The sequence below is a fragment of the Ruegeria denitrificans genome (assembly GCF_001458295.1).
Classification (GTDB): Bacteria; Pseudomonadota; Alphaproteobacteria; order Rhodobacterales; family Rhodobacteraceae; genus Ruegeria; species Ruegeria denitrificans.
In genome coordinates, this window is sequence record NZ_CYUD01000004.1 from 237,224 (window position 1) to 258,056 (window position 20,833).

General features: G+C 55.9%; 21 protein-coding genes. 2 read left to right on the forward strand and 19 right to left on the reverse strand.

Going from position 1 to position 20,833, the window contains the following annotated elements; all coding sequences use genetic code 11:
- Positions 1–45: 45 nt before the first annotated feature.
- Positions 46–684 carry a MarC family protein gene (locus RUE5091_RS07830; RefSeq protein ID WP_058281333.1) on the forward strand — a complete coding sequence of 213 codons (639 nt, stop codon included), beginning with the start codon at positions 46–48 and terminating at the stop codon, positions 682–684.
- Positions 685–869: 185 nt separating this feature from the next.
- Here RUE5091_RS07830 and RUE5091_RS23745 read toward each other — a convergent pair whose 3' ends face one another.
- The 5 genes from RUE5091_RS23745 to sciP all read right to left on the reverse strand — a co-directional run bounded on the left by RUE5091_RS23745 (position 870) and on the right by sciP (position 6,530).
- Complete coding sequence (locus RUE5091_RS23745; RefSeq protein ID WP_264187059.1) at positions 870–992, reverse strand: hypothetical protein; 123 nt, start codon at positions 990–992, stop codon at positions 870–872.
- A gap of 112 nt (positions 993–1,104) precedes the next feature.
- On the reverse strand, positions 1,105–3,195 hold the full coding sequence (gene recG / locus RUE5091_RS07835; protein WP_058281334.1) for an ATP-dependent DNA helicase RecG: 2,091 nt from the start codon (positions 3,193–3,195) through the stop codon (positions 1,105–1,107).
- Positions 3,192–5,318, reverse strand: coding sequence for an NAD-dependent DNA ligase LigA (gene ligA, locus RUE5091_RS07840; RefSeq protein WP_058281335.1), 2,127 nt, complete (start codon positions 5,316–5,318; stop codon positions 3,192–3,194). The genes recG and ligA overlap by 4 nt, the downstream gene beginning before the upstream one ends.
- 119 nt (positions 5,319–5,437) lie before the next feature.
- On the reverse strand, positions 5,438–6,154 hold the full coding sequence (ctrA, locus tag RUE5091_RS07845) for a response regulator transcription factor CtrA (RefSeq protein ID WP_058281336.1): 717 nt from the start codon (positions 6,152–6,154) through the stop codon (positions 5,438–5,440).
- Between the two features lie 82 nt (positions 6,155–6,236).
- The gene (gene sciP / locus RUE5091_RS07850; protein WP_058281471.1) at positions 6,237–6,530 is read right to left on the reverse strand and encodes a CtrA inhibitor SciP; all 294 of its coding nucleotides are present in this window, start codon (positions 6,528–6,530) and stop codon (positions 6,237–6,239) included.
- Between the two features lie 129 nt (positions 6,531–6,659).
- On the opposite strand from sciP, the gene mnmA reads away from it, so the two are divergent.
- Positions 6,660–7,805, forward strand: coding sequence for a tRNA 2-thiouridine(34) synthase MnmA (gene mnmA / locus RUE5091_RS07855; RefSeq protein WP_058281337.1), 1,146 nt, complete (start codon positions 6,660–6,662; stop codon positions 7,803–7,805).
- On the opposite strand, the gene RUE5091_RS07860 is transcribed toward mnmA, so the two are convergent.
- The 14 genes from RUE5091_RS07860 to acuI all read right to left on the reverse strand — a co-directional run bounded on the left by RUE5091_RS07860 (position 7,802) and on the right by acuI (position 20,758).
- The gene (locus RUE5091_RS07860; RefSeq protein WP_058281338.1) at positions 7,802–8,383 is read right to left on the reverse strand and encodes a cadmium resistance transporter; all 582 of its coding nucleotides are present in this window, start codon (positions 8,381–8,383) and stop codon (positions 7,802–7,804) included. The genes mnmA and RUE5091_RS07860 overlap by 4 nt on opposite strands.
- Positions 8,383–9,540 carry a lipid-A-disaccharide synthase gene (gene lpxB / locus RUE5091_RS07865; RefSeq protein WP_058281339.1) on the reverse strand — a complete coding sequence of 386 codons (1,158 nt, stop codon included), beginning with the start codon at positions 9,538–9,540 and terminating at the stop codon, positions 8,383–8,385. Before lpxB ends, RUE5091_RS07860 begins: the two co-directional genes overlap by 1 nt.
- Complete coding sequence (locus RUE5091_RS07870; RefSeq protein WP_058281340.1) at positions 9,540–10,334, reverse strand: LpxI family protein; 795 nt, start codon at positions 10,332–10,334, stop codon at positions 9,540–9,542. Before RUE5091_RS07870 ends, lpxB begins: the two co-directional genes overlap by 1 nt.
- Before the next feature lie 4 nt (positions 10,335–10,338).
- Positions 10,339–11,124, reverse strand: a complete 786-nt coding sequence (lpxA, locus tag RUE5091_RS07875) for an acyl-ACP--UDP-N-acetylglucosamine O-acyltransferase (RefSeq protein WP_058281341.1) — start codon at positions 11,122–11,124, stop codon at positions 10,339–10,341.
- Positions 11,121–11,594 carry a 3-hydroxyacyl-ACP dehydratase FabZ gene (fabZ, locus tag RUE5091_RS07880; protein WP_058281342.1) on the reverse strand — a complete coding sequence of 158 codons (474 nt, stop codon included), beginning with the start codon at positions 11,592–11,594 and terminating at the stop codon, positions 11,121–11,123. The genes lpxA and fabZ overlap by 4 nt, the downstream gene beginning before the upstream one ends.
- Before the next feature lie 72 nt (positions 11,595–11,666).
- Positions 11,667–12,233 carry an OmpH/Skp family outer membrane protein gene (locus RUE5091_RS07885; RefSeq protein ID WP_243470731.1) on the reverse strand — a complete coding sequence of 189 codons (567 nt, stop codon included), beginning with the start codon at positions 12,231–12,233 and terminating at the stop codon, positions 11,667–11,669.
- A gap of 24 nt (positions 12,234–12,257) precedes the next feature.
- Positions 12,258–14,618: an outer membrane protein assembly factor BamA gene (gene bamA / locus RUE5091_RS07890; protein ID WP_058281344.1), complete on the reverse strand. Its 2,361-nt coding sequence runs from the start codon at positions 14,616–14,618 to the stop codon at positions 12,258–12,260.
- A 127-nt stretch (positions 14,619–14,745) separates the two neighbouring features.
- Positions 14,746–14,874: a hypothetical protein gene (locus RUE5091_RS23750; protein WP_279385375.1), complete on the reverse strand. Its 129-nt coding sequence runs from the start codon at positions 14,872–14,874 to the stop codon at positions 14,746–14,748.
- Positions 14,875–14,964: 90 nt separating this feature from the next.
- Positions 14,965–16,317: an RIP metalloprotease RseP gene (gene rseP, locus RUE5091_RS07895; RefSeq protein ID WP_058281345.1), complete on the reverse strand. Its 1,353-nt coding sequence runs from the start codon at positions 16,315–16,317 to the stop codon at positions 14,965–14,967.
- Between the two features lie 4 nt (positions 16,318–16,321).
- The gene (dxr, locus tag RUE5091_RS07900; RefSeq protein WP_058281346.1) at positions 16,322–17,494 is read right to left on the reverse strand and encodes a 1-deoxy-D-xylulose-5-phosphate reductoisomerase; all 1,173 of its coding nucleotides are present in this window, start codon (positions 17,492–17,494) and stop codon (positions 16,322–16,324) included.
- Complete coding sequence (locus tag RUE5091_RS07905; protein WP_058281347.1) at positions 17,494–18,276, reverse strand: phosphatidate cytidylyltransferase; 783 nt, start codon at positions 18,274–18,276, stop codon at positions 17,494–17,496. Before RUE5091_RS07905 ends, dxr begins: the two co-directional genes overlap by 1 nt.
- Positions 18,273–19,004 carry an undecaprenyl pyrophosphate synthase gene (gene uppS / locus RUE5091_RS07910; protein ID WP_058281348.1) on the reverse strand — a complete coding sequence of 244 codons (732 nt, stop codon included), beginning with the start codon at positions 19,002–19,004 and terminating at the stop codon, positions 18,273–18,275. The genes RUE5091_RS07905 and uppS overlap by 4 nt, the downstream gene beginning before the upstream one ends.
- An 8-nt stretch (positions 19,005–19,012) precedes the next feature.
- Positions 19,013–19,576 carry a ribosome recycling factor gene (gene frr, locus RUE5091_RS07915; protein WP_058281349.1) on the reverse strand — a complete coding sequence of 188 codons (564 nt, stop codon included), beginning with the start codon at positions 19,574–19,576 and terminating at the stop codon, positions 19,013–19,015.
- Positions 19,577–19,762: 186 nt separating this feature from the next.
- A complete protein-coding gene (acuI, locus tag RUE5091_RS07920) occupies positions 19,763–20,758 on the reverse strand; it encodes an acryloyl-CoA reductase (protein WP_058281350.1) in 996 nt (331 codons plus the stop codon).
- Positions 20,759–20,833: the final 75 nt, after the last annotated feature.

Below are 20,833 nucleotides of genomic sequence, written 5' to 3' on the forward strand. Positions count from 1 at the left end.
GGGCAATCCGGTTTAATCACCCCGCATGATGTTGGGGGGATTGGATTGGAAAAATTGCTTGAACACTTTGTTACGCTCTGGGTCGTTATTGATCCGATTGGGACAATTCCTGTTTTCATAGCCGTCACTGCGGGCCTCACAGCAACGGCCCGTCGCAAAACCGCCCTGCTCGCCGCGCTGGTCAGTGCCGGGGTTCTTCTATTCTTCCTGGTTTTCGGTCAATTGCTGATCGAGGCTTTGGATATCGGGCTGAATTCGTTCCAGGTCGCGGGCGGCATCATTCTGTTCCTCTTTGCACTGACAATGATCTTTGGCGAAAGCAAACAGGTTGTCGAACAACACGAAGCCGAGGAAGAGTTGGAAATTTCCGCCAACAAGCCGAATCCGGCAATTTTCCCTCTGGCAGTGCCGTCCTTGGCGTCACCCGGTGCAATGCTAGCCATCGTGATTTTAACCGATAACAACCGGTACAGCGCGGCGGATCAGGGCATTACAGCGCTGGTGATGCTGTCCGTTATTCTGATTTCGTTTGTTTTGATGCTGTTGGCAGACCCGATAATCCGGGTTATCCGCTCTTCGGGTGCTGCGATTATCAGCCGGGTGATGGGCATGATCCTGGCCTCGGTCGCGGTGAATTCCGTTCTGTCGGCGCTTCTCGAGATTATGAAAACCGGCCAGCTCTAAAAAAAAACCGCCGCACCTTCCGGGCGGAAAGGGCGGCGGCAGGTTGTGCGTGTCTCGTGTGGGGTCCGGATAGCCGCACGGGGCCGAGGCTGGCCCCTCAAGGGAAATGGGACAGGCAGGTCACCCTTGACTGAAATGGGGATGACAGCACGGTATGATCGGCACGAGATCGCAGGCAGAAAGGCTTAGAACGCTCCGGGTAGGTGAAGGGCAACCATCAGCATGACCACCAAAGACACGGCCCCAACAGCATCCTGCAAAATCGTCGATTGCGAGCGGCTCAGGGCGGTCTTGATCTGGGTCAGCATGGTCTCACCTCCGGTCGAGATTTAATCCTTTGTTGACCTTTTGTTCTCATATTTTGACGAGTCGGTAAAGAACTTTTTGAGAACATTTGTGAACTAAAAGAGAAATAGGTGCCTAACCCACTGAAATCAAACGAATTGCCTGATCCTGTTTCATAAGCCACAGCAGAACACGCGCCGCCTGCCCCCGATCCGATCGCAGTTGAGGGTCAGCCGACAGCAATGCCCGCGCATCGGTCTGTGCTGTGGCCATCAACCCGGCCTGTCTTTCTAAGTCCGCAATACGGAATTTAGGCAACCCGGATTGCGCAGTCCCGATTAGATCGCCAGCTCCACGCATCTGCAGATCGGTTTCTGAGATTCGAAACCCGTCTTCGGTTTCACGCAGCACCTCAAGCCGTTTCCGTCCACCTTCGCTGAGCGGCGGCTGATACATCAGCAAGCAGGTGGAATCCGCCTCGCCCCGCCCAACGCGACCGCGCAACTGGTGCAGCTGTGCCAGTCCAAAGATTTCGGCCCGTTCAATGACCATGATCGAGGCATTCGGAACGTTCACCCCAACCTCGATTACAGTTGTGGCAACCAGGACCTTGGTCTGCCCATCCTGAAACGCCTTCATTGCAGCGTCTTTATCCGCTGGTGGCATCTGGCCATGCACCAACCCGACCGTCCCTTCACCCAAAATGGCGCGCAGGCGTTTGAACCTTTCCTCAGCCGCTGTCAGGTTCGAAACCTCGGATTCGTCAACCAGAGGACACACCCAATAGCACTGCCGCCCTTCGTCAATAGCCCGACGCAGGTGGGTCACGACCTCATCCATACGATCCGTGCTGATAACAGCAGTTTTGATCGGCTTCCTTCCTGGTGGTTTTTCATCCAGCACAGAAACGTCCATGTCTCCGTATTGCGCCAGTGCCAAGCTGCGTGGGATCGGAGTGGCGGTCATCACCAGAACATCTGCACCCTGCCCTTTTTCTGACAGTTCCATCCTTTGCCGAACACCAAACCGGTGCTGTTCGTCGACGATAGCCAACCGAAGTGCCTTGAATTCAACGTCGCTCTGGAACACGGCATGTGTACCGACCAGGATCTGAATATCACCGTTCTTAAGCGCCTCGAGTTTTGCGCGCCGTTCCGCCCCCTTGTCGCGGCCTGTAAGGATTTCAAGCACGACCCCAGCCTCTTCGGCCAGGGGGTGCAGCCCCTCCAGGTGTTGCCGAGCCAGAATTTCGGTTGGTGCCATCATGACACCCTGCCCACCCGCCTCAACTGCGATGAGCAAGGCCATGAACGCCACCAGTGTTTTACCTGCGCCCACATCGCCTTGCAGCAAACGGTTCATCCGCACGCCCGAAGCCATATCTTCGGAGATTTCATCTATTGCCTGCAGTTGCGCCCCTGTGGGTTTGTAAGGGAGGTTGGCAAGAACCTTTGCTTGCAAGGCACCTGTCCCAACGCTGACGACGCCCCGAGACTTGCGTTCCCTCTGCCTCGCCAATGCCAGCGTCAATTGATGCGCGAACAACTCGTCATAAGCCAGTCGCTCCCGAGCAGGCGCAAAAGCGGCCACGTCGTCGGCGCCTAGAGGGTTATGTGCTGCCGCCACAGAGTTTGCCCAATTGGCCCATTCCTGTTTCGACATCAGGGCCGGGTCAATCCACTCGGCCAACTCTGGGGCCCGCGACAACGCGCTGCGGGCCGCCTTGTAAGCCGTTTTTTGCGTGATACCCTGCGTCAGATGATACACTGGCTCAAAATCTGGTATGTTCTGCGCTTCTTCCAAAGGTAGCATGTGATCCGGGTGCACCATTTGCGCCATCCCGTCGAACAGTTCCAGTTTACCCGAGATCACCCGCCGCGAGCCTTCCGGCAAAGCGCGTTTCAGGTAATCACCGCGCGCGTGAAAAAATACCAGTTGGAAGTCCGCCTGACTGTCTTCAACATGCACCCGGTAAGCGCCACCCTTATTACGGGAAGGCCTGTGCGTGCCAACGGTGACTTCAACCGTCAGTGTCGTCGGTAGGTCAACGCCCTGTATTGTTTCGCGACGGCGGCGATCAATCACGGCGTAAGGCAGGTTGAACAATACGTCACGCGGTGAATCCGTTCCCGCCTGAACCAGCGCCTGAGCCGTCTTCGGGCCGACACCATCCAACGTTTCCAAGCCCGCAAACAGGGGGAACAGGCTTTCCGGGCGGCCGCTCATGCAGATCCGATCAGCTGCAGCCAGCCATCTTCGTCAAGTGTTTCAATACCTAGCTCAGCGGCCTTCTTGGCCTTGGAGCCGGCACCGGGGCCCGCCACCAGCAGATCGGTCTTTTTGCTGACGGAACCCGAGACCTTGGCCCCAAGTGCTTCGGCCCGTGCCTTGGCCTCGGCGCGTGTCATCTTTTCCAACGTGCCTGTGAAGACGACCGTTTTGCCAGCAACCGGGCTGCCAGCAGTATCGGGACGTTTCGCTTCTTGCACGTCCAACTGGGCGACCAGTGCATCAATACTAGCGCGCTCGGCCTCTTGCGCGAAGGCCGACACGAGCGCGCGCGCCATGATCTCTCCAACGCCATCGACGCCGATCAAATCCTCCCATTCAGGGCCTTCAAAACCCGCCGCCGTCGTAATAGCGCGTTCAAAGTCGGCCCAATTACCGTAGTGCGTTGCAATCAGGTTCGACGCGGCCTCACCCACATGCCGAATACCCAGCGCAAAAAGCAGCCGACCAAAGGGAATCTTGCGTTTCTCGTCGATAGCCACCCACAAATTGCCAGCACTTTGTGTGCCCCAGCCTTTGCGGTTGGCCAGTTTGTTCAGATTTGCGGCGTCTCGTGTTTGCAAAGTAAAGATATCAACCGGCGTCCTGACCGGTAGGTCCGGATCATCATAAAACATCTCGATCTGCTTTGCCCCCAACCCTTCGATGTCAAAGGCCTTGCGAGAGACGAAATGTTTCAGCTTTTCCACCGCTTGCGCCGGGCAAATAACACCGCCAGTACAGCGACGCACGGCGTCACCTTCTTCGCGCACGGCGTCACTGTTGCATTCGGGGCAAGTTTTTGGAAATTGGAACGGTTCCGCCTCTTCGGGCCGTTTTGAGATGTCGACATCCGCCAATTTCGGAATTACGTCACCAGCGCGATAGACTTGCACCCAGTCTCCGACCCGAATGTCCTTGCCATCACGGATTGTCTCGCCCTTGGCGTCACGGCCCCCAATGTAGTCTTCGTTGTGCAAGGTCGCGTTCGACACGACAACACCGCCGACAGTGACCGGATGCAGCCTGGCAACCGGGCTGAGCGCGCCGGTACGACCAACCTGAATGTCGATCGCTTCAAGCCGGGTCCAAGCCAGTTCTGCCGGAAACTTATGCGCAATCGCCCATCGGGGGGTTGTGGATCGAAAACCCAGACGCGCCTGCAAAGACAGATCATTTACTTTGTAGACGACGCCGTCGATATCATACCCGAGGGTGGACCGCTGAGCCTCAATGCCGCGGTAATGCGTCAGCATCTGATCCGTGGTTTCACATAGCTGGGTCAGAGGGTTGGTCACAAATCCAAACGCATGCAATCGATCAATTGCCTTCATTTGAGTTTCTGCCAGTGGATCGGACAGCTCTCCCCAAGCATAGGCAAAGAACCGCAGTGGGCGGGCCCGAGTGACAGACGCATCCAATTGCCGCAAAGACCCCGCTGCGGCATTCCGTGGGTTGGCGAAAGTTTTTTCACCTGCCGTCTCTTGCCGCGCGTTCAATTTTTCGAAGTCTTCATGAGACATGTAGACCTCTCCCCGCACCTCCAGAACATCCGGCGCATTTTCCAAGGTCTGGGGGATGTCAGAGATCGTTCGAGCATTCGCAGAGACGTTTTCGCCCACTTCTCCGTCCCCACGTGTGGCGGCCTGAACCAGCTTGCCTTTTTCATAGCGCAAGGAAAGCGACAGTCCGTCGATTTTTGGCTCAGCCGTATAAGACAAGGGTTTGGAGACCTCTAAACCCAGGTATTTCCGGATCGAGCGGTCAAAATCCCGTACGTCTTCATCGTCGAACGCATTGCCCAACGACATCATACGAACGGCATGGATGACTTTTGAAAATCCGTCAGCCGGACGGGCACCAACCTGATCCGAGGGGCTGTCAGCCCGCGTTAAATGCGGAAAACGGTTTTCGATTTTTGCATTTCTGCGCTTGAGCGCGTCGTATTCGGCATCTGAAATCTCGGGGGCGTCTTCGCTGTGATACAGCGTGTTTGCCCGTGCCAACTGTTCAGCCAATTGTGCCAGCTCAGCACGCGCGGCTTCTTCAGTCAGGTCAGATACCGGAATCAATTTGCTCATGGCCTCGCCCTGTCACATAGTCTTGGACCTCAGTGATAGGGCGAGGTCATGGTCAGGTCCAGACGTGCTGTTCAGTGAGTGAAGAAGGTCGCCCCGGACCACGGGCGACCATGTTCAAATCATGCCCCAACCGCCATCCGCGTTTCATCAACACTGTTGGCTTGCGGATCGCGCAGGACATAGCCTCGGCCCCAGACCGTTTCGATATAATTCTCACCGCCAGTGGCGTTGCTGAGCTTTTTGCGAAGTTTACAGATGAAAACGTCAATGATTTTCAACTCGGGCTCGTCCATGCCACCATACAGGTGGTTCAGGAACATTTCTTTGGTCAGCGTTGTTCCCTTGCGCAAGCTCAACAGCTCGAGCATCTGGTATTCCTTGCCAGTCAAGTGAACGGCCTTGCCTTCAACTTCGACCGTTTTGGCATCAAGGTTCACAGCCACCCGTCCTGTGTGGATGATGGATTGCGAATGCCCTTTTGACCGGCGAATGATGGCGTGAATTCTGGCCACCAGTTCTTCGCGATGGAAAGGTTTGGTCATGTAGTCATCAGCGCCGAAACCGAAGCCTTTGATCTTGCTTTCAGTATCATCAGCACCCGACAGGATCAGGATCGGCGTTTCCACCCGTGAAATGCGTAATTGTCGCAGAACTTCGTGACCGTTCATATCCGGCAGGTTCAGGTCCAGCAGGATCAGATCGTAGTCATATAATTTTGCTAAATCGATGCCTTCCTCGCCAAGGTCCGTCGCATAAACGTTAAGATTTGCGTGTGTCAGCATCAGTTCGATGCTTTTGGACGTGGTCGGATCATCCTCGACAAGAAGTATACGCATTTACTGCTCCAATTCGGGTCAATTTACCAATTCGGAATGAGCCTGCTCAAAAATGGTTAATCTGACGTTACCGTTGAATCATTTATTCCCTTTCATCTTTAGGTTGTCGATATTTTTTTAACGCGGTTACCTTCAACGCGTCTGTTCCGTGCTCGGCAACGGCCGAAACCCAAGCGTTGAATTCCTCATCGCTTAACCCGTATCTTTTTTTGGCGTCGGAAAGTGAGATTAGCCCATAAACCACCCCTCGCACGACGATCGCCTTGCGCGACGCGACCCAGCGTGTCGTCTCCTTTGGTGGCAGATCGGCGCGCGATAAAACCGTGCCATCCGGTAGGGTTACGGATCTTGGACCCTCAACTTTGTGCAAAAACATATTCTGACCCTCTTCGTTCTGCGACAAAGGTGACACCACCCTACTTAATGTCGGATGAAACCGCCCCTTGAGAGTGTGTAGAATTTTCCTATATTCTGCCGGTCTTTCTTAACCCGCACTGGAATCACCATGGCCCTCGCCGCCGAGACACAACTCAATTCGCTTGGCTTTGCCAAACCGCCCTCGGAAACGCGGGTAGTTGTTGCCATGTCAGGCGGTGTGGACAGTTCCGTTGTCGCAGCCTATCTGGCCGACCAAGGCTATGACGTGGTCGGTGTTACGCTGCAGCTGTACGATCACGGGGCGGCGTTGGCAAAGAAAGGTGCCTGCTGTGCGGGAATCGATATCCACGACGCGCGGCGTGTGGCCGAGGAACGCGGATTCCCGCACTATGTTCTGGACTACGAGAACATCTTTAAAGACGCGGTAATTGACGAATTCGCGGACAGCTATCTGGCAGGTGCTACTCCGGTGCCCTGCATTCGCTGTAACGAACGGGTTAAGTTCAAGGACTTGCTGGAAACAGCCAAGGACCTTGAGGCCGATTGCATGGCCACCGGACACTATATCCAACGCAAGATGGGGCCGAACGGGCCAGAGCTGCACAGCGCCGAAGATGCGAACCGGGATCAATCCTACTTTTTGTTCTCGACCACGCCAGAACAGCTGGACTTCCTGCGCTTCCCTCTGGGTCACCTGCCCTCAAAGGACGCAACACGCGAGATGGCGGCGCAGTACGGGTTGGCAGTGGCCGACAAGCCGGACAGTCAGGATATCTGTTTTGTGCCCAACGGCAACTATGCCAGCGTCATCGAAAAGCTGCGCCCCGGCGCGGCGGAACCCGGTGAGATCGTGCATGCCGACGGTCGCGTTCTGGCGCAACATAACGGCGTGATCCACTACACCATCGGTCAACGCCGTGGTCTGGGCATCGGTGGCCTGAGTGACCCTTTGTACGTCGTGAAACTGGACGTGGACACAAAACAGGTCGTTGTCGGTCCCAAGGAAATGCTGGCCACCCGCACCATTCCAGTGCGTGAGATCAATTGGCTGGGGAATGAGCCGTTCACATCACGGGACGAATGGCATGTTTTGGTCAAGGTACGCTCGACTCGCCCCCCGCGTGAGGCGATCATTCGCCCCCTGTCCGATACCACGGCCGAAGTTGAATTGCTGACACCGGAAGAAGGTGTCTCGCCGGGTCAGGCCTGTGTATTCTATGCGTCGGAAGGCAGTCGCATCTTTGGCGGCGGTTGGATTTGGCGTGGGTACTAAATAGCGTCCGTCCACGAGTTGCTGAGAATATAGAGCCCGGCGCAAATCATCACATAAGGGACCAATCGTTCCAGTCGCTGGGCCAGCGTACCGCTCATGAACGGTGCCTTTGCCCCCAACAGCGCCACGGTTGCCAGACCAAGTGCTGCCAGCACCGCCCCGATTACACCAGCTGTTCTGAACGCGGGAGCGGAGTCCGCCAGCAGAGGCGCAAGAACCGCAAAAGTATCCATCGATAGGCTGATAAACAGCAGCGTGACCATGATGACCGACGCCCCAGTATCCAGATTGGGGCGAGTCTCTGTGTCGGACCCTCGTTTTTGCCGGATCAACGCCAGAATCCCCAGGCTCAGCGGAATCAGGCCCAGATACCCGGCCCAGTGCGGCACCACGTCTTCGACCCCCAGCGCCAACAAAAGTGCCGCGCTGATCACGATCACCTGCGCAAGCAGGAAACCGACGACCGAGCGTTTGGCCCCTGACACCAGCGTCAGCGCCAGCAACGCTGCCAGATTGTCCAGATTGGTCAGAATCTGAGCCATAAAGGCCGATAGGCCAAAAAGAACGAAGTCCAGCATCACGCGTTCATCCGCGTGAGAACGGCCTTGGCCGCTCGTAAACCAGGTGCCTCGCCACCGCGCCCCAGACGTTCCATCGTGAGGGTCATAGCACCGCGCTGTGCATCGGGTGCTGCCGAGACTTGCCTCAACGCCGCCGCGATCTGTTCCGGCTGGCAGTCATCCAGCAAACATTCAGGAACCGTCAGGGTTTCGGCCACCAGATTGACAAGCGTTACAGTATCCAACTTAACCATCCGCTTCGCTATAAGAGTGGTCAGCCAGTTCAGGTTGTAGGCAATCACCATCGGAGTGGCTTGCGCGGCCAGTTCCAGCGAAACCGTACCCGACGCGGCCAGCGACAGTTCAGAAGCAGCAAACGCGGCCCGTTTCTGCGCCTGCGCCTGATCCGAAGGCATATCGCGCGGATCAACGACAACAGGATCTCCCGGCCAGCCCTCCACATGTCCAGCGACGGCATCCACCATATGCGCAACGGCAGGTACCACAATGCGCGCGTCCGGCCTGTCGTTCAGATAAAGGCGCAATGCCTCACCAAAGACCGGGGCCAGACGCTCAATCTCACCGCCGCGCGAACCCGGCAGGGCCAGAATGATCGGTGCGTCTCCAAGTTTGTAGGCCGCGCGAAAATTTTGGATATCCTTGTCCGATGCCACCGGTTCGCTGGCCACCGGATGGCCGACGAAATCGCATTCCATCCCGGCGCGTTCCATATAGGGCGGCTCGAATGGCAACAGCGCCAATACGTGGTCGATCACCTTGGCCATCTTATCGGCGCGGCCCGGTCGCCAGGCCCAGACACTGGGCGCGACATAGTGCACGGTTCGGATATCGCTTTGTGCTTTGACTTGCTTGGCGACACGTAGTGAAAAATCTGGACTGTCGATGGTGATCAATACGTCAGGCTGCGTATCCAGAACGGCCTGTGCAGTCTCGGCGATCCGGCGTTTCAGGTGGAAGAACTTGGGCAGGACCTCAATTAGGCCCATGACCGACAGTTCGGCCATTGGAAAACGGCTCTCCAAGCCCTGAGCCTGCATCAGCGGCCCGCCAACTCCGTCGAATTGAATATCGGGGATAAGACTGCGCAGACCTTCCATCAATGCGCCGCCCAAACGGTCGCCCGAAGGTTCACCGGCGACCAGGAAGACCCGCATCAGATGGCCCGCTCGCGCACATACAGAAACAGGCCCAGACGGTTGCATTCGTCGATGACACGATCCTGCTGCAACACGATTACTCCGCCTTTTTCGATGACAATACCTGCCAGCCCGGCAGCAACAGCGCCGGAAACAGTACCTGGACCGATGGTCGGCAAGTCAGCGCGGCGGTCTTGATCGGGTTTTGGCGCTTTGAACAGAACGCCTCCGCCCGCATCCGGTCGTTGCGTCAGGGATTGCAGCATCCAGTCCGTGCCATAGATGCTTTCGACCGCAAGTGCTTGGCCTTTCAGCACTGCACAGGCCTGACCGATATCTGCCGTGCCCATCGCCCGAAGAATACCGGCAGCCCTGTCTGCATCGGACAGATCTGCATCGGACGGTTGCGTCTCGGTCAGGCAACCGAGTTTCGGTAGCAATACCGGAGCAATCTCGTGCGCGGCGCGAACGGTTAGCCCGGCGTCTTGGAATATGCCGATCACAGCGCGCAAGGCCCCATCATCCCCGGACATCATTGCCTGCTGCAATACCGGAACCAGAGGCATCGTGGCCGTATCGATGCGCGATGGATCAATGGCAGGACGACGAACCGCGCCTGCCATGCAAATCTCGGTTACACCGCGCGTTTTCAGCTCTGCAAGGAAGCTCCCCAACCGTTCCAACGGAAAGACGATATCTACAGTCAGCGTGTCGGGTGTGAACCCTTCCATCGCGCAGATCAGTGGACGGTCGGAAAGTTGGTCAACCACTTCGCTTGGCAATGCGCCCGTTCCAGCAATCAATGCCAGCATCAGTTTATTTCCTCGGCGTCAGGAAAGAGCGATCCGATTGCCCGGTCACGAAATCCACGATCCGCTGCACGTATTCGCTTTCGTTGTCGGCACCCACCCGGTGCGCGCGCTCCATGAAGGTCCCATCGCCGGTCGACAACTCGCGAAATGCAGCGCGCAGCGCTGAAATATCTTCGCGCGAAACACCGCGCCGTTTGAGGCCAACAAGATTCAGCCCGTCCAATTCGCCCCGAGGCGCCTGAACTAGCCCGTAAGGTATCACATCATTGGCCACCATGGTCAGCGCCCCGATGATTGCACCACGGCCCACGCGCACCCACTGGTGCAGGCCGGAAATACCACCCACAATCACGTCATCCTCGATGACACAGTGACCTGCGGCACCGGCATGGTTCACCATAATTACCCGATTGCCGATCTGAACGTCATGCGCCACATGGACACCCGCCATCAACAGACAATCGTCGCCGATCCGGGTCACACCGCCACCGCCTTCGGTTCCGGTATTCACCGTAACATGCTCGCGAATGCGGTTTCGTTTGCCGATCTCCAGCCGAGTGTCCTCGCCTCCGAACTTAAGGTCCTGCGGAATTTCTCCAATCACCGAGAAATTGAAGATCACGGACTCATCACCGATCCGGGTATCGCCGGTCACGACGACATGCGATTTCAGTTCGACCCCGTCGCCCAGTTTGACCTGACTACCGACAAAACAGAACGGCCCGATGATGCAGCCTTCACCGATCTGCGCACCGTCTTCGATGATTGCGCTTGGGTGAATGCCACTCATGTTGTTTTTTCCATGTCCCAATCGACATAGGCCGAGAATTCAGCCTCGGCTGCCACTTCGCCATCAACTGTCGCACGGCCGCTGAACTTGAAGATTTTGCCGCCCTTCTTGCCGCGCACGGTTTCCACGTGCATCTCAAGCACATCGCCCGGGATAACTTTGCGGCGGAATTTGCACTTGTCGATGTTCATGAAATAGATCAGCAGTTCGCTGTCGATCACGTCCATGCCGACGCCCAACATCACACCCGCAGTCTGCGCCATCGCCTCGACAATCGTTACGCCGGGCATGATCGGAGTGCCCGGGAAATGGCCCTGAAAATGCGGCTCGTTCATGGTAACGTTCTTGATGCCAACGGCTGACTGATAGCCCGCGATATCCACCACCTTATCGACCAACAGAAACGGATAGCGGTGCGGCAAGATCCGTTGGATCAACTGAATATCGGCGCTTTGGGTTTCCGTGCTCATGGTGTCATTGTCCCGTTCTGGATTTCTGTTTGCGGCGTGGTTAGCAATACCGCGCAGTAAGGGCAAGCAAACCTATTCGTTGACCCCGTTTTCGACGGTACTGCCGTCGCCGATCACCGTATTGATCCGCGCAATGGCGGCATCGGTGATATCAGTGCGGTCCGAGCTCAGGAACACGCTGGACCGCTCAATAATGATCGAAGCCCCAGAGTCGCGGAGCAGATCAATCAACACCGGCTGTGCAAGTTCCAGGAACCTTTGCCGCGCTTCTTCACTGCGGCGCGACAGCACGTCCAGTTTCGCGCGCTGCCCTTCCCGATGCGACTGAACCTTTTCGTCAAAAGCATCAGCCAGAGGACGAAACTCTTCAGCTGTCATGGTTTCGCGTTGTTCCGTCAGAACCTTTTCCTCGCCGCTCAACTCGGCGACGATACGCTCGTTTTCTTCCCCCAGCAGTATGCCTTCTGCCTCGATTTCGCTAAGAACACGTTGACCGAAAGCCGATTCAGTAAACAAACGTTCGCTGGATAAAGTCACGACGCTGGTTTGCGGGACCCCTAGTTGTTGTGCCAGCGCAGAACCTGAGAATGCGAAGATCAGAAAAACGCACAGGGCCCGAAAAGGGCCCTGCAGTTTCATGAGTACCGCTTCAAACATCCAGGATCAGAACCGGGCCTGAACTGTCAGGTCAAAGTTCTGCTCTTTGTCAAAGTCTTCCTTTTTCAACGCCTTCGAGAAGTTAAAGCGCAGCGGACCAAACGGGGTTTCCCAAAGAACTGAAACGCCAATCACGTGACGGATAGATCCATCCTCGCCTACAATGTTGGCACCAGACGTGTTTACGTCGTTCAGATTGTAGAGATTACCGAAATCATAGAACACGCCACCACGCAGTCCAAATTCTTCGGGCAGACCCAGAGGAAAATCAGATTCCAGACGCGTCACCCAATAGTAGTTGCCACCGATCGCGTCATCCTGGCCGTTGGACAGGTCGCGTGGGCCAACACCAGCGGGCTCAAATCCGCGGAAGATGCTGGGACCCAGTACAAAACGGTCAAGGGTGCGGCTGAAATCGTCACCTCTCCAGTGCAGTGCTCCAACTTCGACAGTGGCCCTCAGAACAACCTCTTCGTTCCAGACGCGGGCTTGGGCGACACCACGGGCAGTCGACTTGAAGTATTCATTATCTCCGCCCAGTCCAGCCGCATCAATACCCGCTTCAAACAATACACCGGCGTTTGGATTCAATCCGCCAATCCGGCTGTCATAGACGTAAGAAATTCCCAGTGAGCTTGTCGTGCGCTCACCCTGAGCGATCTCTGAAGAAATGACCGCGCCGTTGATTTCATCGTCCTGCTGGGTCATTTCACTGTTTGACCAACCATAGCGCAGGCGCAACGTTGACAACTCGCCAATCGCGTAACTTAGCTGAGGACGGAAGAACAACGTCTCGGTGTCATAGCTGGCAAAGCTCGAGTTTGTCGTGGAAAGGCCAAGCCCCAAATCGAAACGCAGCTTGCGGCCCAACAGGAATGGTTCTGAAAAGTTCACTGTGTATTGTTCAGCGTCCTGCGCGGTCGACAGGCTGAGCCCGACTGTTTGCCCGCGCCCAAGGAAGTTGGATTCGCTCAGACCAATCGCAACACCAAAACCATCAGAGACCGAGTAACTGCCACCCAGGCTCAGTGAGCCGGTCGGTTGTTCTTCGACATCCACGTCCACAATCACCTGGCTGGGTGTCGACCCTTCGCGCGGCTCAACATCGGCCGTTGCAAAGAAACCTAGGGCCCGAATGCGCTCGGCCGCCTGACGGATTTCACGCGGATTGAACGGGTCACCCTCTACGGTATCGAATTGGCGACGGATCACCCGATCAAGTGTGGTTGTGTTACCCTCAATGTCGATCCGTTCGACGAAAATACGGGGACCTTTGGTCAGAACAAACTGAACATCCAAAGTCAGATCCCGTGCATTGCGCGTCACGCGTGGCTCAACGCGCAGAAAGTCCACGCCCTGCTTGATGCCTAGACGCTCCATCCGTGCAATCGAGTTTTCAACCAGCGAAGGCGTATAAGTCACACCCGGTCGGATTTTCAACGCGTCCTGATACGGTGCCGCGTCCACACCCGGGATTTCGCTAACGGTCGTGATCTGACCGAACGAGAATTTCTGACCTTCGGTGATGTTCATCACCAGGAAGAAAGCATCACGCTCGCGGGTAAATTCTACATTCGCGCTGTTGACCCGAAAATCCACATAGCCGCGGGACAGATAGAAATCCCGAATGACCTGTTTGTCGAACTCGATCCGGTCAGCGATGAACGTATCGCTACGAATGAATGTCCGCAGGATGTTCGCCTGTTTGGATTCCAGAACCCGACGCAGACGTCGATCTGAATAGGCGCGGTTACCAACAAAGCTGACACGTTCAACTTCAATCGTGGTCCCTTCGGCGACTTCGAAAACCAAGTCCACACGATTGTCGCTGCGGCGAATGATGCGTGGAATAACCGTAGCTGACACACGGCCCTGCGACGAATAAATCTCGGCGATCAGATCAGCGTCGGCCTCTGCGACCTGGGGTGTAAAAACACGTCGCGGTTCGGACGAAATAGCCTCAAGCAGAACATCGTCTTTGATACGGCTGTTTCCTTCGACACTGATCTGGTTGATCGTCGGATATTCTGCAACTTCGATTACCAACGTACTTCCACGTGGCGTCAGTTCGACTGTTTCAAAAACACCACTGTCAAGCAAACGCTGAAAGGCATCATTCAGTTCACCCGTGGATACCGACTGACCCAGTTCGATCCCAGTTCGCGCGATAATGGTTGATGTTTCTATCCGTCGGTTGCCTTCGACATCAAATGAATTGAAAACGAAATTCTGTGCCCACGCAGTATGCGGAAGCGGCAGAAAACCTATCAAAGTCAAAAGGAAAATACTTGTTAGTGACCGCCACAAAATCTTGTTTTCCCGCTTCCGCCCCCCGCAGGATGTGCCCGCGTCTCGCCTGTCAGTCATATTTTTCACTACCCAATATTTTTGGACTTTAATGCTGATTAGCGAGAATATTTGGCCTTGTCAAAAGACCAAAACAGAAAGCGGCCCGAAGGCCGCCATGTCTGTATTTCAATACCGGTCAGAAGAATCACATGGTGATCAAATAAGCCCAGCCACCCATTGCGACGGCGGTCGCACCGAAAAATAGCAGAGTGTCCCAATTCAATACAAACAGACACCCAAAGCTTTTGGCGGATTTACGCAGGGCTTTTGTCATAACTACCTCTGACACGGGGCACTTTCTGACAGAGAATTTACCCTGAGAATGGGGCGGAAATGCGGCATTTTCTTGAGATCAATGTCACAATCAGCAGAACAGGTCGTTCGTAACCGAAAAAACCATAAGTCCGAGAATCAGCGATACACCGACACCCATCAGAACCCGCAAAACTCCATCGCTAGGCGGTTTGCCTGCCACGGCCTCGTACGCATAGAAAACCAGATGGCCCCCATCCAGAGCGGGGATGGGAAACAGATTCAGCAAACCTACGGCGGTTGACAGAACGGCAATGAAGAAAATGAAATTCTGTGCGCCCTGGCTGGCCATAGCACCCGAGGTTTCCGCTATGCCGATAGGGCCGGACATATTGCAGGTACTGATCGCCCCCGTCACCATATGCCAGACGCCCGACAAAGAACTCTCGACAATGCGTATGGTCTGCTGAACACCACCAGATAGTGAAGACAAAAGACCCGCTGGTTCGGTTGCCGGCTCCAGCGCCATGCCCCCAACAATTCCAATTCGCCAATGAGTTACAAAGCCACCTTCAGGCTGTGGCTCATCTGTGCGGCGTGGGGCCAATGCAAATTCATGCTCGGCCCCATCGCGCCAGACGTTCAGCAACAGAACTTTTCCGTCCGATCCTTCAACATGCTCTTTAAGTTGCGCAAAAGCAAAGATCGGATCGCCGTTAATCGACGTGATTACGTCGCCGGCCTTCAGGTCAATATCCATCGCCGCGCTGCGTGGAACGACTTGCTGGATCAGCGCCGGGAATAACCACGGACCTGACACATCCATCGTTTGTCCATTTCGGATAACCGTGTAATCCAATTCCCGTTTAACCGGCAGATTCTCGGTAAAGTCGGACCAAGCCCCCTGCTGATCGAACTCAGGCACTGACAGCCCTGCAATAGCGACGATTTCGTCGCCGTCCTGCAATTCCTGAACCGTTCCAGGCAGCGAGCGTAGCTCACCAACGGTCAAAGGCTCACGCGTTACGCCCTGAGACATAAAAATCAGGCCGAATACCACAATGGACATCACGAAGTTGAATACCGGCCCTGCAGCAACAGTCGCTGCCCGTGCCCACAATGGTGCACCATGCATTGTTCGGCGCAATTCTTCGGGGCTTTGTTCGATGATCTCCTGCATCGCGCCTTCGTCTTTACCCGACGCGGCGTTCGCATCCCCCAGGAACTTGACGTAACCTCCAAAAGGCAGCGCCGCGATCTGCCAGCGCGTCCCGCGTTTGTCGATACGGCTCCACAGTACCGGGCCGAACCCGATCGAAAACACCTCAGCATGGATGCCGGACCAGCGACCAACAATATAGTGGCCGTATTCATGCACCGCGACGATGACGGACAGAGCGATCACAAAGGCAACGATGGTATAAAGAAGGTTGCCAAATTGAGGGATCAGAGAGAGTACGTCCAAATTTCTATCCTGCTTTCTGCATTACGGCTTCTTCTGCCCACTTACGTGCCAGATGGTCCGTTTGCAGTACGTTATCAAGGGTTAAAGAGGCATCAAGAAGGCCGTCTGACGACTCAAATCTGTCTAAAACACTTTCGACGATCCAGGCCATCTCGGGAAAGCTGATGCGGTGCGCGATGAACAGGTCTAGCGCCCGTTCCTTTGCGGCGTTGAACACGGCTCCGGACAGGCCGCCACGTTGCATCACGTTGCGGGCAAGGCGCAGTGCCGGAAAACGGGCTTCGTCTGGGTCCTGAAAGCGCAGCTGGCCCAGCTTTGTAAGGTTCAGACGGTCGACCGGTAGGTCCTGCCGATCCGGCCAGTGCAACGCATAGCCGATGGCATGACGCATGTCGGGCGCACCCATATGTGCCATAACCGCCCCGTCATTGAACCCGACCAGAGAATGCACGATGGATTCTGGGTGTATCACAACTTCAATTTGATCCGGCGAAACACCAAAGAACTCCCGTGTTTCAATCACTTCCAAGGCTTTGTTGAACATCGAAGCACTGTCGATAGTGATCCGCTGCCCCATGTTCCAGTTCGGATGGCTAGAGGCCTGTTCAACTGTAGCGCCGGCCAGCTCGCTCAGCGGCCAATCGCGAAATGCGCCACCGCTGGCGGTAATGATGATCCGCTCAACCGAGCGTATATCCTCGCCCACCAGCGCCTGAAACACGGCGGAATGTTCGCTGTCCACTGGCAATAGGCGGGCATTGTATTTCCGTGCCGTCTCCAACACCAACGGCCCGGCACAGACCAGCGTTTCCTTATTTGCCAGGGCCAGTGTTGCACCTTGCTTCAACGCCTCAAGCCCCGGCGGCAATCCGGCCGCGCCAACAATAGCAGACATGACCCAGTCTACCGGTCGTGCCGCAGCTTCAGTCAACGCCGCCTGCCCCGCTGCAGCCTCAACTCCGCTGCCGGACAGAGCAGTACGCAGATCTTCCAAGCGATTCTCATACGCGGTTACGGCCAGATCGGCCTTCAGGCGACGTGCGTCGTCAGCCAGTTTTTCAATATTCGACCCACCGGTCAGAGCCACTACCTCATAGGCCGCCGGGTTCCGGTCGATCAGATCGATGGTATTTTGCCCGACCGATCCAGTTGCACCGAAAATGGAAACTCTGCGCATTACATGCCCCCGGGGGAATAGATCAGGCCAGCGATCAGAACAAAAAGGGCCGCTCCCATCATCCCGTCAAACCGATCAAGAAACCCGCCATGTCCCGGAATCAGGTTCGAACTGTCCTTGACCCCGAATTTTCGTTTTGTCGCACTTTCGACGATATCTCCGGCCTGACTGGCCATCGAAGTCAAAACCGAAATCACAACAAACATGAACCCAAATCCCGCATATATTGCGAAAACAGCCCCCACAATAGCCGCTGCTGCCCAACCTCCAGCAGTACCCGACCAGGTTTTCTTGGGACTGACCTTGGGCCAGAATTTAGGGCCACCAATCGTTTTGCCAACAAAATAACCTGCCACATCCGTCACAACAACAACCGAGATCAGCCACACCATCCAGCCAAAACCCATCGTCTCGCGGATCGAGATAAAGCCAAGACCGGACGCAGCGATCCAGAGGGCGAACAGCGCGTAGATCGTTTTCGAATGACCAACCTGCCCTGCGCCTACCAAGGCCGGAGCCACCAGGATCGGCAGTTTGAACAAGGGTGGCACGTGATAGCTGAGCAGAACGGCCACCCCGGTCAGTATGCCAAGCTGAACACGCACGCCGACCTTGTCCGGGTCAATCATTCGCACCAGTTCCCAGGTCATCAGACCGCAAGCAATGGCAATGAAGGCTTCAAACCACAGGCCGCCCAGCCAAACTTCAACCGAACCAATTGCCACCAGCACGGCGGCAGACAGAACTCGGGCGCTCAGGTCAGACCATCGGCCGTCGCTCATACCGGAACGGCCCCGAAACGGCGCTCGCGCGATCCGAAATTACGGCACAGCCGTTCCATCTCGGCTGCAGTGAAATCGGGCCAAAGCGTGTCGATAAATTCGTATTCGGAATAGGCTGACTGCCACAAAAGAAAGTTCGAAATTCGCGCCTCGCCACTGGTGCGGATGACCAGATCTGGATCAGGAAGAACATGTGTATCCAGATATTTAGGCAGAGTTTCTTCATCCACATCCTCGGGGCGCAGTCGCCCTTCGGCCACATCCCGCGCAAGACGTTTAGTGGCACGGGCAACCTCATCCCGCCCGCCGTAGTTCAAGGCAACCGTCAGGTGGACCAGATCGTTTTCTTTGGTTTCTTCTTCCAGCGCATCCATTAAAGATATTAGCTTGGAGTCCAACCTGACCCGGTCGCCGATGAACCGCACCCGAATGCCATTTTCCTTCAACGTTCGGGTTTCTTTTATGATGTAGCGTCGGAACAGACTCATCAACCCTGCAACCTCGGCCTGGGTTCGTTTCCAGTTTTCGGTCGAAAAGGCGAAGACTGTCAGATACTTGACCCCGAGACCAGGACAAGCCTCGACCACCTCGCGCACGCGCTTCGCCCCAGCTTGGTGCCCGAACAGCCTTGGCCGACCGCGCGCCTGCGCCCAACGACCATTCCCGTCCATGATAATAGCGACATGACGCGGCCCATGTGTGGGCTCAGTATGAGGGGTGTTGAGCATTCGCAGTCTCAGACCTGCATGATCTCGGCCTGCTTGGTCTCAAGCGAGGCATCGACGGCTTTGATCATCTCATCGGTCAGGTCCTGAACTTCGGCTTCCCAGAATTTCTGATCATCCTCGGACATGCCGTCGGCCTTGGCTTTCTTGATCTGATCCATCCCATCGCGGCGCACATTCCGGATCGAGACACGGGCGTGTTCAGCATATTGCCCGGCAACTTTAGTCAATTCGCGGCGGCGCTCTTCGTTAAGTTCGGGGATCGGCAACATAATAATCGTGCCATTCAGCTGCGGGTTAATCCCCAACCCGCTTTCGCGGATTGCTTTTTCAACCTTACCGACCAGACCCTTGTCCCAGACATTGACCGTAACCATACGCGGTTCGGGCACATTGACTGTCCCGACCTGGTTAATCGGGGTCATCGAACCGTATGCATCGACCATCACCGGCTCCAACATCGACGCCGAAGCCCGCCCGGTCCGAAGCGAAGCAAATTCGGTTCTGAGGTTGGCCATGGCGCCTTCCATGCGCCGTTTCAGATCATCAGTATCCAGTTCGAAATCGTCAGACATGCTGCTCACTCCCCGTATTCAGGTGCTGTTTGCATGGCTTCTAAGCCATCGCAAATGGGATGTATAGCAATGATGATGTGGAAATGCGTCGATGACCAGAGGTGTTTGAGGCATTTTTTTGATTGCTTTCACACCATAGAAACCGGTTAGCATTAGGGCCAACCGGTCTAAAGGAAGCTTTTCCAATCAGGCGTTTACGTCTACAACCACACGCCCCTTAACCTGTCCTTTCAGAATATCCGCCCCCAGTTGGCGTAGATCGCCAAGGGTTGCCGGGTGAACCATGGCCTCTAACTTGTCCATTGGCAAATCGGTGGCGATGCGCTGCCACGCCCGGACGCGATTGTTGTAAGGCTGCATCACGCTGTCGATACCCAGCAGATTTACCCCGCGCAACAGAAACGGAATGACCGTTGCAGGCAAGGCGGCGCCGCCCGCCAGACCTACAGCCGCAACCGAAGCACCATATTTCATCTGGCCCAGCACACGCGCCAGCATCTCTCCGCCAACCGCATCAACGCACCCGACCCATGTTTCGCTTTCCAGCGGACGCTTTGTGGTTTCATTCAGCTCTGTTCGCGGAACGATCGTGCTGGCCCCCAAAGATTTCAAGTAATCCCCCGTCTCAGGACGTCCGGTCACAGCCGCTACTTCATAGCCGAGATTTGCCAGAATGGCCGTGGCTACCGATCCGACACCCCCTGCGGCTCCGGTCACCAGAACCGGTCCGTGTCCGGGCGTCATACCGTGGTCCTCCAACGCCATAACGGCCAGCATTGCGGTAAACCCGGCTGTCCCTACGGCCATCGCTTGTCGCGCGTCCAAGCCATCGGGCAATGGCACCAGCCAATCGGCTAGAGCGTTGGCTTTTTGTGAATACCCGCCCCAATGCGCCTCACCCACGCGCCAACCAGTCAAAACAACTTTGTCACCGGCCTTGTAACGGTCGTCTGTCGATGCCTCGACCGTCCCTGCGTAATCAATGCCAGGTACGTGCGGGTAGTTGCGCACTAGCCCGCCGCCCTTTGGTGACGTGCACAATCCATCTTTGTAGTTCACTGTTGAGTACTCAACGGCTACCGTCACCTCACCATGCGGGAGATCGTCCAGAGACAGCTGCTTTATCGAAGGGCTGGCCAGACCGCTTTCTTCGTCCTTTTCCATCACCAATGCATTGAACATCCGACATTCCTTTCGTTTTTCTAAAGCCAGCCTTCGCACTTCATCTGGCCATAAGTACTTCGGGCGAGTCGCTGC